The organism is Enterobacter sp. BIDMC 29, from assembly GCF_019378755.1.
Classification (GTDB): domain Bacteria; phylum Pseudomonadota; class Gammaproteobacteria; order Enterobacterales; family Enterobacteriaceae; genus Enterobacter; species Enterobacter ludwigii.
In genome coordinates, this window is record NZ_CP080000.1 from 3686967 (window position 1) to 3698986 (window position 12020).

Sequence of the window (12020 nt, forward strand, 5' to 3'; positions counted from 1 at the left end):
GACAATTGTCCCGCTTCTGCATTTAAAGATGTTCTTCCGCCGTATCGCTCGTCTCCCCAAAAAACTGCTGACAGAAGAGCTTACTGGCTCCCATTTTCTGCGACAGACGGCTTGCTGCCGCCTTCATCAACTGACCTATCTCCTTCTCACGACGATCTTCCGTCAGCCGTGAGATGGGGCCGGTCAGGGCTAACGCCGCAACCAGCTTGTCGTGAACGCCGAAGACAGGCATCGCAAACGCAGCGGTGTGGGGATCGCGTGCGCCTGACGTGTAGAATGGGAGTTCAGCGTCTCCCTCCGGCAGACTCTCATTGAGCCCCCAATGGCGTAATACCTTACTGATGGCCGAATTATCGAGCGGAAACTGGCTACCGGGAAGATTGCTGTGTCGCAGGCCATGCGACGCTTCAGCGCGAAACAGGCAAAGCCGCTGCCCTCCCTCCAGCACATACCAGCTGGCACTCTCCTGAGACGCCAGGGATAAGGCCTGAAGCTCTGGCTGAACCACTCGGGAAAGATGGAAAGATTGTTCATACAGCTTGCCGAGGTAAAGCAGACGTGGGCCGAGCGCATAATTGCCGTCTTCATGCCTGACGACGTAATTCATCCGTTCAAGAGAATTCATCAAGCGGTAAACCGTGGTTTTGTGATAACCCGATAGCTGTGCCAGCGCGGTCAGCGTCAGGCTCTCATCTCCAGGACGGAAGCAATCCAGTAAAGCCAGCGCTTTTTCAACCGCTACAACGCCTTCATTCCCCATCATTATCTCCTTGTTAGCCCGGCAGTGAGTGTACCTCAAATTTTGTGAGTCACTTCGTGTTTACATCACAAACGCCATCTTGGGTCTGGCTAAAAGGAAAGCAACACCGCTATAGTTGTTTTGCACTGTACACCTGCATTGTACTTAGTAAAACAATATGGAGGCATTCATGTCCGTTACTGAAAAAAAACCGATTAATCGCCAGTTTGATCGCGTTTCTGCCGAGGACGTTCGTCGGGCTGCCGAGTATCAGGCCGCTATTCTGGCCGACGTGGCCGGTCGCCGCGGTACGCTTCATGGCCGCATCAAACCGCTGGCCCCACACATGTCCGTTGCGGGTCCGGCCATCACCGTTGAAGTCCGTCCGGGTGATAATCTGGCGATTCATGCCGCGATGGCGGTGGCGCAGCCCGGCGATGTCCTGATCGTCGATGGCAAAGGCGACCTGAGCTGCGCGCTGCTTGGGGAAATCATGGCCACTCAGGCTCAGGCGAGCGGCATTGCGGGCATTATTATTGACGGCGCTGTACGAGACGCCGATACCTTGAGCAAAGGTCACTACCCTGTCTTTTCTGCCGGTCTGAACCCCTGCGGCCCGACAAAGCTAATTTCTGGTCGGGTTAATCATCCCATTTCAGTCGCCGGGGCGACGGTTCAGGCCGGGGATCTGGTTGTCGCGGATATCGACGGCGTGGTAGTCATCCCGCGCGATGAGGTTCAGGAAGTTATCGCGCTGGCAAAAGGAAAGCTGGAGATGGAGACCCGACGCCTTGCCGCCATCCGTGAAGGCGATTTACGTCCACACTGGCTTGATGACGCGCTTCGTAAGGCAGGTATGTTAGATGACGGGGAGACGCTGTGATGGGGGGCAAAGACGTAGTTCTGGTTACCGGAAGCGACCTGGCGGAGCAGGCCATGGTGATGTTGCAGGGCTTTGAGGTGGTGTTTGCGGGCCGCCAGCCCACAGAAGATGAACTGATCGCGCTGTGTGAACGACACAATCCTGTGGCGATTCTGGTACGTTACGGCAAGATTACCGCGAAAGTCATGGATGCCTCCCCCGCTCTGCAGGTTATTTCCAAGCACGGAAGCGGGATCGATGTGATAGACCAGACGGCAGCGTCCGAGCGCAACATCGCCGTCCGCGCTGCGCCAGGTGCAAACGCGGCGGCAGTGGCTGAACATACCTGGGCGCAGATCCTCGCCTGCGCAAAGTCGGTGGTACCTCTGGACAAGCGCCTGCGAGACGGGCACTGGGATAAGGCAACGCATAAATCCATTGAACTGGAGGGCTTAACGTTAGGGCTCATCGGATTGGGTGCTATCGGCTCGCGTGTGGCACATATTGGCCACGCATTCGGCATGAAGGTGCTGGCTTACGATCCCTATGCTAAGTCCATGCCTGCCCTGTGTGAACGCGCAGAAACGCTGAATGGACTTCTTTCCCGTTCCGATGTCATCTCTTTGCACTGTCCGCTGACCGATGAGAATCGGGGGATGATCAATAGCCAGACGCTCGCACACTGCAAGCGGAACGCAATTCTGGTAAATACGGCACGCGGCGGACTGATCGACGATGAATCGTTACTGGCGGCGCTCAGGGATGGCACGCTGCACAGCGCAGCGCTGGACAGCTTTACCCACGAGCCGCTGACGGCGCCGCACCTCTGGCAGTCCGTAGAAAACGTGGTTATTTCACCGCATATTGGCGGCGTTACCGCAGCGTCATATATCAAGATGGGGACAGTGGCCGCGAGCAATATTCTTGCTGTAACTGACGTAACCACCGTCAGCCCGTAAAGCTATCTGTGACGAGTGGCAGTGCTCTTATGTCACTTGTCTTCTGCCAGCGCCTGAGCGCACGCCCAGGCACTTGCCCATGCCCACTGGAAATTGTATCCGCCGAGCCAGCCGGTCACATCCATCACCTCACCAATAAAATAGAGCCCCGGCACGTTGCGCGCTTCCATGGTGCGTGAGGAGAGTTCATTCGTGTCGACCCCGCCAAGCGTCACTTCCGCCGTGCGGTAGCCTTCGGTGCCGTTGGGCTGCACCCGCCAGGCTGTCAGCGTCTCAACCAGCACCTCCTGTTCGCGGCTGTTAAGCTGCTTGAGCGACACATCGGGGATCTGCCCCAGCACCTGCAAACATTCCACCAGACGTTTTGGCAACTGCATGGCCAGCGTGTTTTTCAGGCTTTGATTCGGGTGCGCCGCGCGTTGCTCGTTGAGGAAAGCCTCCAGGTCGCATTCGGGTAGCAGGTTAACCGTGACAAACTCCCCCGGCTGCCAGTAGCTGGAAATTTGCAGTACCGCCGGGCCGGAAAGACCACGGTGGGTAAACAGCAGGTTTTCACGGAACACCGTACCGTCTTCAGCCGTAATGACCGATGGCACCGAAACGCCAGAAAGCGTCTGGAGCTGTTCCAGCAGGGGCTTATGCAGGGTGAACGGTACCAGCCCCGCACGGGTGGGCAGCACGTTCAGGCCAAACTGTTCGGCAATCTTGTAGCCGAATGGTGAAGCACCGAGCCCCGGCATGGAGAGGCCACCGCTGGCAATCACCAGGTTATCGGCGCTGACGCTTTCCCCATTTAACTGCAGCGTGTAGCCCTGCTCATCGCGGGACACCTCCAGCACTTCCGTGCGCAGGCGCATCACCACGCCGCCCTTCTCGCACTCGGCCACCAGCATATCGACAATCTGCTGGGCGGAGTCATCACAGAACAGCTGGCCCAGCGTCTTCTCATGCCATGCGATACCGTGCTTACCCACCAGGTCGATAAAGTCCCACTGGGTGTAACGCGCCAGGGCCGATTTGCAAAAATGACGGTTCTGGCTCAGATAAGCTGCGGGTTCGACATAGAGATTTGTAAAGTTGCAACGCCCGCCACCGGACATCAGAATTTTACGTCCTGGCTTTTTACCGTTATCCAGCAACAGCACGCGACGACCCGCCTGTCCGGCCATCGCCGCACAAAACATACCCGCCGCACCGGCGCCAATTACCACGGCATCAAACCTTTCCACGTCAAAATCCTCTTCGTTAACTGCCGCGGATTGTAAAGTTTCCTCTGTGGTCACACCAGCGCAATTAACCGAGATATCAGTCATATACTTGAAATATAAAATATATTTCTTTACCTAACGCCAACAAAGCCGAAGTTATATCAAAAAAAAGCTATATTTCACTTTGCCCGCCGCGCATTTGTCCTGGATAATGCGCCGCGTTCATGTCCTCAAAATGGCGTAACGTCCTATGCTACATTTGTTTGCTGGCCTGGATTTACATACCGGGCTTTTATTATTGCTTGCTCTGGTTTTTGTACTGTTTTACGAAGCGATCAACGGCTTCCACGACACTGCAAACGCAGTAGCAACGGTTATCTACACTCGCGCAATGCGATCGCAGCTCGCGGTTGTTATGGCGGCGGTATTTAACTTTTTTGGTGTTCTTCTGGGTGGACTGAGCGTTGCATATGCGATCGTGCATATGTTGCCAACGGATCTGCTTCTCAACGTTAGTTCTGGCCATGGCCTCGCTATGGTGTTCTCAATGCTGCTTGCTGCAATTATCTGGAACCTCGGTACCTGGTATTTCGGCCTGCCTGCATCCAGTTCTCACACCCTCATCGGCGCGATTATCGGTATTGGGTTAACGAATGCCCTCATGACCGGTACCTCGGTTGTTGATGCGTTAAACATCCCGAAAGTGCTGGGAATTTTCGCCTCACTGATTGTCTCCCCTATCGTGGGTCTGGTGGTCGCAGGCGGATTGATTTTCATCCTGCGTCGTTACTGGAGCAATACGAAAAAACGCTCCCGTATTCACCTGACGCCGGCAGAGCGTGAGAAGAAAGACGGCAAGAAAAAGCCGCCATTCTGGACGCGGATTGCCCTGATCCTTTCCGCTATCGGCGTTGCCTTCTCTCACGGTGCGAACGACGGTCAGAAAGGCATTGGTCTGGTAATGCTGGTACTGATTGGCGTCGCACCGGCGGGATTCGTGGTTAACATGAACGCCTCCGGTTACGAAATCACCCGTACCCGTGATGCGGTGAACAACGTTGAAATCTATTTCCAGCAACACCCTGAGCTGCTGAAGAAGGCAACCGGCGTTGACCAGTTGATCCCTTCTCCTGAAGCAGGCGCTACCACTGCGCCGGGCGAATTCCACTGCCATCCGGCAAACGCGATTAACGCGCTGGAACGTGCCAAAGGCATGCTGGGTAATATCGAAAGCTACGACAAACTGTCCGTTGAGCAACGTGGTCAACTGCGTCGCATTATGCTGTGCATCTCTGATGTCACGGATAAAGTGGCGAAGCTGCCAGAAGTGAATGCTGACGACCAGCGTCTGCTGAAGAAACTGAAAGGCGATATGCTCAATACTATTGAGTACGCGCCAATCTGGATCATCATGGCTGTCGCACTGGCTCTCGGTATCGGTACGATGATTGGCTGGCGTCGTGTGGCGACCACCATCGGCGAGAAGATCGGTAAGAAAGGCATGACGTATGCGCAGGGTATGTCCGCGCAGATGACGGCGGCGGTTTCAATCGGTCTGGCGAGCTATACCGGTATGCCAGTTTCGACCACCCACGTACTCTCCTCTTCCGTGGCAGGGACCATGATTGTTGACGGCGGCGGTCTGCAACGCAAAACCGTGACCAACATTCTGATGGCCTGGGTATTTACCCTTCCGGCCTCTATCCTGCTGTCGGGTGGGTTGTACTGGATTTCGCTGAAGCTTATCTAATCGGCAGAACGCGATAAAAAAGCGGGTCAGGAAACTGACCCGCTTTTTTTATGCTCAGTGCCAAATCATCAAGGCAATCATGCTGACCACAACCAGACCACACAGGGCGCTGGTTAAAATGAACTGACGGCGAAGACGCTCGCAACGGCGAATAAACTCTTCATCGTGGTGATCGCGATAGCGCTGGTAATAGATATACCCTACCAGACGCATCTGCTTGCTGGGCTGTCCGTGCGAGGTGAAGAACCCTCCACCGTCCACATACTGATAAAGCAACGGATCGCAACCACGAAGTACCACTAACAGCGCACGTAACGATGAGAAGTAGCGCGCCATATTCACTATGCAAACCACGCATAACGCCCAAAACAATGCGACGGTGCTAATCATACATCCTCCCCGGCGTACGCCCACGAAGCAAGGCCTCTGAGCTACCGCACTCCAGTGCCCTGACAGACAGTTCAGTGAAAGAATGAACAAAAGTCGATCCGGTTCGCGTTTTAATATCCGAACGGCTCATTAAATAGTGTAGGAGATCCGTTAATTTTTTTGCCACAAGGTTAATCGTTATCAACACCAAAGCTTGAAAAATATGTTTTACTGGGCCGTAATGAAAGCATCAGACGACGGCTTTTCCATTTAGTCATCGATAACTTAAGGAAGGAGTAACACTATGGCTTACAAACACATTCTCATCGCGGTAGACCTCTCTCCGGAGAGTAAAGTGCTGGTTGATAAAGCGGTATCCATGGCACGCCCTTACAACGCGAAAGTTTCTCTTATCCACGTTGATGTGAATTACTCCGACCTCTATACCGGTCTGATTGACGTCAATCTCGGTGATATGCAGAAACGCATCTCTGAAGAGACACACCACGCCCTGAGCGAACTGTCCACCAACGCGGGCTACCCTATCACCGAAACCTTAAGCGGCAGCGGCGATCTGGGTCAGGTGCTGGTTGATGCGATTAAGAAATACGATATGGACCTGGTCGTTTGTGGTCACCACCAGGACTTCTGGAGCAAGCTGATGTCTTCCGCGCGTCAGCTGATTAACACCGTTCATGTGGATATGCTGATTGTTCCACTGCGTGACGAAGAAGACGAGTAAGTCTGCTTTCCCTCTCCCAAAGGGAGAGGGAACCGTTCGAGCCTCTTTCCAGCGCGGGTTGGGGTGACAGCATCAAACTGCACACCCTAACCTTCCTGTTCCGGCGTCCCCGAATAAATATCAAACCGGTGCCCTTTGGTAACCACCGCATTGGCCGTGGCCACGTCCGCCAGCGGCGGCGCATAGTCCGGGCGTTTCACCACCACGCGCTTCGTGGCTAGCTGACGAGCAGGCGCCAGCAAACCATCCGCGTCTAAATCCGGTCCGACCAGCGACTGGAACACCCGCATCTCTTTCTTCACCAGCGCGCTTTTCTGCTTATGCGGGAACATCGGGTCGAGGTAGACCACCTGCGGACGCGGAGTGATATCGGTCAGCGCCGTCAGGCTGGAGGCGTGAATCAACTGCAAGCGCGCCTGCAGCCACAGTCCAATCTCCGGGTCGGCATAGCCGCGCGTCAGCCCGTCGTCGAGCAGCGCGGCCACGACCGGATTGCGCTCCAGCATCCGCACGTGACACCCTACCGAGGCCAGGACAAACGCATCGCGCCCTAAACCCGCCGTGGCATCCACCACGTCCGGAAGATAGCTTCCTTTGACGCCAACCGCTTTGGCAACCGCTTCACCGCGACCGCCGCCGAACTTGCGCCGGTGCGCCATGGCGCCCCCCACAAAATCGACAAATATCCCGCCGAGCCTGGGTTCGTCACGCTTACGTAATTCCAGATGCGCCGGCGTCATCACCAGCGCCATCAGGTTTTCATCATCATGCTCCAGCCCCCAGCGGGCGGCCAGAACAGATAAGGCGCCGTCTCCGGCGCCTGTTTCATCGACTAAACAGATCTTCACGTAACGGTTAGCCTTTAATTCCGTAGTGCTCAAGCATCGCATCCAGCTGCGGCTCGCGGCCACGGAAGCGTTTGAACAGCACCATTGGCTCTTCAGAACCGCCGCGCGTCAGGATGTTATCAAGGAACGACTGGCCGGTTTCACGGTTGAAAATGCCCTCTTCTTCAAAGCGAGAGAACGCATCCGCCGCCAGCACGTCGGCCCACAGGTAGCTGTAATAGCCTGCCGCATAGCCGCCCGCGAAGATATGGCTGAACGCGTGCGGGAAGCGGCCCCAGGTTGGGCCAGGAATAACGGCGACCTGCTTTTTGATCTCGGCCAGCGTCTCGAGGATTTTCGCCCCCTGCTCCGGACTAAACTCGGCGTGCAGACGGAAGTCGAACAGGCCGAACTCCAGCTGGCGCAGGATAAACATCGCCGCCTGGTAGTTTTTCGCCGCCAGCATTTTATCCAGCAGTTCTTTCGGCAGCGGCTCGCCGGTTTCGTAATGGCCGGAGATAAACGCCAGCGCGTCCGGCTCCCAGCACCAGTTTTCCATAAACTGGCTTGGCAGTTCGACCGCATCCCATGGCACACCGCTGATACCGGCAACGCCTGCGGTTTCGATACGGGTCAGCATATGGTGCAGGCCGTGGCCGAACTCGTGGAACAGGGTAATCACTTCGTCATGGGTAAACAGCGCAGGCTTGCCATTCACCGGACGGTTGAAGTTACAGGTCAGGTACGCCACCGGCTTCTGCAGGGAGCCGTCCGCTTTACGCATCTGCCCGACGCAATCATCCATCCATGCACCGCCGCGTTTGTTCTCGCGAGCGTACAGATCCAGGTAGAAGCTCCCGCGCAACTCGTTCTTCTCGTCATACAGTTCGAAGAAGCGCACGTCCGGATGCCAGACGTCGATGTCGGTACGTTCTTTGGCGGTGATCCCGTAAATGCGTTTAACCACTTCAAACAGGCCGTTAACGGCTTTATTTTCCGGGAAGTAAGGGCGCAGCTGCTCATCGCTGATGCTGTAAAGGTGCTGTTTCTGTTTTTCGCTGTACCAGGCGATATCCCACGGCTGCAGCTCGTCGACACCGTATTCCGCTTTCGCGAAGGCGCGCAGCTGCGCCAGCTCTTTCTCGCCCTGCGGACGCGCACGTTTCGCCAGGTCAGTCAGGAAATCGAGGACCTGCTGTGGATTTTCCGCCATTTTGGTGGCGAGGGATTTGGAAGCGTAGCTCTCAAAGCCCAGCAGCTGTGACAGCTCGTGACGCAGCGCGAGGATTTCAGCCATCACCGGGCTGTTATCCCACTTACCGGCATTCGGGCCCTGATCGGAGGCGCGGGTGCTGTACGCACGGTACATCTCTTCGCGCAGCGCCTGATTGTCGCAGTAGGTCATGACCGGCAGGTAGCTCGGGATGTCCAGGGTTAAGAGGAAGCCTTCCTGCTCTTTCGCTTCGGCCTGCKCTTTCGCTTCGGCCTGCGCTTTCGCCGCCGCCAGCGCGCTTTCCGGCATACCGGCCAGCTCGGCTTCGTCGGTAATCAGCTTCGTCCAGCCCATGGTCGCGTCCAGCACGTTGTTGCTGTACTGGTTGCCCAGCTCAGACAGACGGGCCGCAATTTCACCGTAACGGGTCTGTTTCTCTTTCGGCAAACCAATACCGGAGAGTTCGAAATCACGCAGAGCGTTATCGACCGATTTTTTCTGCGCGGTATTGAGTTCGGCATAGTGGTCGCCATCGCGCAGGTCGCGATAGGCTTTGTACAGCCCCTCGTGTTGACCAACCCAGGTGCTGTACTCAGAGAGCAACGGCAGGGTTTGTTCATACGCTTCACGGAGTTCCGGGCTGTTTTTCACTGAATTCAGATGGCTTACCGGGGAGAAGAGGCGTCCCAGCACGTCATCCACTTCGGCCAGCGGCTGACACAGATTTTCCCAGGTGTACGGCGCGCCCTGCGCCACCACGCTTTCTACCGCCGCACGGCAGTTGTCCAGCGCCTGTGTTACGGCTGGAACCACATGCTCAGGGCGGATTTTAGAAAACGGTGGCAACGAAAAAGGCGTCAGTAATGGATTGGTCATAAACGCTGTCCTGTTGAATAAGATGAATGAAGCGCGCATCCGGCGCTGTGCATATGCGATCTAGAATGGGGATAAGTGTAGAGGATTTCAATGCCAGACGTTGCGCTTTCGCGGCAGGATAAACTTTTCTGTATACTGTGGCGATACGCTCTATTTTTGCCCGATGGCGCTACGCTTATCAGGCCTACGTTTACTACCTGGAACACATTCATTCATGCTCAGTTATCGCCACAGCTTTCACGCAGGCAACCACGCCGACGTCCTTAAACACACCGTTCAGAGCCTGATCATTGAATCACTCAAAGAGAAAGATAAACCGTTTCTCTATCTGGACACCCACGCGGGCGCGGGACGTTATCAGCTGAGCGGCGAACATGCCGAACGCACCGGGGAATACCTGGAAGGGATCGCCCGCATCTGGCAGCAGGACGACCTGCCGGCAGAGCTGGAGCCCTACATTGGTGTGGTGAATCATTTTAACCGCAACGGCCAGCTGCGCTACTACCCTGGCTCGCCGTTGATTGCCCGCCAGCTGCTGCGCGAGCAGGACAGCCTTCAGCTGACCGAGCTGCACCCAAGCGACTTCCCGCTGCTGCGTTCTGAATTCCAGAAAGACAGCCGCGCCCGTGTGGAAAAGGCGGATGGCTACCAGCAGTTGAAGGCCAAACTGCCGCCGGTATCCCGTCGTGGTCTGGTGCTGATCGACCCGCCTTATGAGATCAAAACCGATTATCAGGCGGTAGTGAGCGGTATTAACGACGGCTACAAACGTTTTGCGACGGGCACCTATGCCCTGTGGTATCCGGTGGTGCTGCGTGCGCAAATTAAACGCATGATCAAAGACCTGGAAGCGACCGGTATCCGCAAAATTCTGCAAATTGAACTGGCCGTGCGCCCGGACAGCGACCAGCGCGGCATGACCGCTTCCGGCATGATTGTGATCAACCCGCCATGGAAGCTCGAAGCGCAGATGAACAACGTGCTGCCATGGCTGCACAAGACGCTGGTGCCGGCCGGAACGGGCCATGCCACCGTCAGTTGGATCGTGCCGGAGTAATCGCAGTCATCGGTGGAAACTATTGATTTCAGGTATACAATCGCGGCAATTCACGATTAAGGATAAAAGCTATGACTAAGCATTATGACTACATCGCAATCGGCGGCGGCAGCGGCGGCATCGCCTCCATCAACCGCGCGGCCATGTATGGCCAGAAATGTGCGCTGATCGAAGCCAAAGCGCTGGGCGGCACCTGCGTCAACGTGGGTTGTGTACCGAAGAAAGTGATGTGGCATGCGGCCCAAATCCGTGAAGCAATCCATATGTATGGCCCGGATTACGGCTTTGACACCACCATCAATAACTTTGACTGGAACAAGCTGATCGCCAGCCGTAGTGCCTATATCGACCGTATTCATACCTCGTACGACAATGTGCTGGGCAAGAACAACGTCGATGTTATTCATGGTTTTGCGCGCTTTGTTGATGCGAAGACGATCGACGTTAACGGTGAGACGATCACTGCCGATCACATCCTGATCGCGACCGGCGGGCGTCCGAGCCACCCGGATATTCCCGGTGTGGAATACGGTATCGACTCCGACGGTTTCTTCGAGCTGCCTGCTCTGCCAGAACGTGTTGCCGTGGTGGGCGCGGGATACATCGCCGTAGAACTGGCCGGTGTGATTAATGGCCTGGGCGCAGAAACGCACCTGTTCGTGCGTAAACACGCGCCGCTGCGCAACTTTGACCCGCTGATCGTCGATACGCTGGTCGAAGTGATGAATACCGAAGGCCCAACGCTGCACACCCACGCCGTGCCAAAAGCGGTCGTGAAAAATGCAGACGGTAGCCTGACGCTTGAGCTGGAAGATGGCCGTAGCCAGACCGTGGATTGCCTGATCTGGGCGATTGGTCGTGAACCGGCTAACGACAACTTCAACCTGGCGGCGACGGGCGTTAAAACCGATGAGAAAGGGTATATCGTTGTCGATAAATTCCAGAACACCAGCGTTCCGGGCATTTACGCGGTGGGCGATAACACCGGTGCGGTCGAACTGACGCCGGTTGCGGTTGCCGCGGGCCGTCGCCTCTCTGAGCGTCTGTTTAACAACAAACCGGAAGAGCATCTGGACTACAGTAACATTCCGACCGTGGTCTTCAGCCACCCGCCAATCGGCACAGTGGGCTTAACAGAACCTCAGGCGCGCGAGCAGTATGGCGACGACCAGGTGAAAGTGTATAAATCCGCGTTCACCGCGATGTATACCGCCGTCACCTCTCACCGTCAGCCATGCCGCATGAAGCTGGTCTGTGTGGGTCCGGAAGAGAAGATTGTCGGTATCCACGGCATTGGCTTTGGCATGGACGAGATCCTGCAGGGCTTCGCCGTGGCGTTGAAAATGGGTGCCACCAAGAAAGACTTCGATAACACCGTTGCGATCCACCCGACAGCGGCCGAAGAATTTGTCACCATG

11 protein-coding genes are annotated in these 12020 nt (G+C 55.9%); 6 read left to right on the forward strand and 5 right to left on the reverse strand.

Translation table 11 applies throughout. The features are described from left to right. Positions 1 to 22: 22 nt before the first annotated feature. A complete protein-coding gene (locus tag JTA15_RS16475; RefSeq protein ID WP_020884507.1) occupies positions 23 to 760 on the reverse strand; it encodes an IclR family transcriptional regulator in 738 nt (245 codons plus the stop codon). A 169-nt stretch (positions 761 to 929) separates the two neighbouring features. On the opposite strand from JTA15_RS16475, the gene JTA15_RS16480 reads away from it, so the two are divergent. Both JTA15_RS16480 and JTA15_RS16485 read left to right on the forward strand, forming a co-directional pair. Continuing rightward, positions 930 to 1622 (forward strand): RraA family protein, encoded by a 693-nt coding sequence (locus JTA15_RS16480; protein WP_025202818.1) that lies wholly within the window; start codon positions 930 to 932, stop codon positions 1620 to 1622. Next, positions 1622 to 2560: an NAD(P)-dependent oxidoreductase gene (locus JTA15_RS16485; protein ID WP_181216227.1), complete on the forward strand. Its 939-nt coding sequence runs from the start codon at positions 1622 to 1624 to the stop codon at positions 2558 to 2560. The genes JTA15_RS16480 and JTA15_RS16485 overlap by 1 nt, the downstream gene beginning before the upstream one ends. A 32-nt stretch (positions 2561 to 2592) precedes the next feature. Here JTA15_RS16485 and JTA15_RS16490 read toward each other — a convergent pair whose 3' ends face one another. Then, positions 2593 to 3789 carry an NAD(P)/FAD-dependent oxidoreductase gene (locus JTA15_RS16490; protein ID WP_079232025.1) on the reverse strand — a complete coding sequence of 399 codons (1197 nt, stop codon included), beginning with the start codon at positions 3787 to 3789 and terminating at the stop codon, positions 2593 to 2595. Between the two features lie 229 nt (positions 3790 to 4018). On the opposite strand from JTA15_RS16490, the gene pitA reads away from it, so the two are divergent. Beyond that, positions 4019 to 5518, forward strand: a complete 1500-nt coding sequence (gene pitA, locus JTA15_RS16495) for an inorganic phosphate transporter PitA (protein ID WP_014172068.1) — start codon at positions 4019 to 4021, stop codon at positions 5516 to 5518. Between the two features lie 54 nt (positions 5519 to 5572). Here pitA and uspB read toward each other — a convergent pair whose 3' ends face one another. Beyond that, positions 5573 to 5908, reverse strand: a complete 336-nt coding sequence (gene uspB / locus JTA15_RS16500) for a universal stress protein UspB (protein WP_003861224.1) — start codon at positions 5906 to 5908, stop codon at positions 5573 to 5575. Between the two features lie 283 nt (positions 5909 to 6191). Here uspB and uspA point away from each other — a divergent pair, with 283 nt between their 5' ends. Beyond that, a complete protein-coding gene (gene uspA / locus JTA15_RS16505; RefSeq protein ID WP_003861223.1) occupies positions 6192 to 6629 on the forward strand; it encodes a universal stress protein UspA in 438 nt (145 codons plus the stop codon). A gap of 86 nt (positions 6630 to 6715) precedes the next feature. On the opposite strand, the gene rsmJ is transcribed toward uspA, so the two are convergent. Both rsmJ and prlC read right to left on the reverse strand, forming a co-directional pair. Then, positions 6716 to 7477: a 16S rRNA (guanine(1516)-N(2))-methyltransferase RsmJ gene (gene rsmJ / locus JTA15_RS16510; RefSeq protein WP_040018266.1), complete on the reverse strand. Its 762-nt coding sequence runs from the start codon at positions 7475 to 7477 to the stop codon at positions 6716 to 6718. A gap of 7 nt (positions 7478 to 7484) precedes the next feature. Continuing rightward, positions 7485 to 9545, reverse strand: a complete 2061-nt coding sequence (gene prlC / locus JTA15_RS16515; RefSeq protein WP_219372506.1) for an oligopeptidase A — start codon at positions 9543 to 9545, stop codon at positions 7485 to 7487. A 214-nt stretch (positions 9546 to 9759) separates the two neighbouring features. On the opposite strand from prlC, the gene JTA15_RS16520 reads away from it, so the two are divergent. Further along, positions 9760 to 10602, forward strand: coding sequence for a 23S rRNA (adenine(2030)-N(6))-methyltransferase RlmJ (locus tag JTA15_RS16520; protein WP_020884500.1), 843 nt, complete (start codon positions 9760 to 9762; stop codon positions 10600 to 10602). Between the two features lie 71 nt (positions 10603 to 10673). Beyond that, positions 10674 to 12020: glutathione-disulfide reductase (gene gorA / locus JTA15_RS16525; protein WP_219372507.1), on the forward strand; the 1347-nt coding region annotated here is incomplete at its 3' end.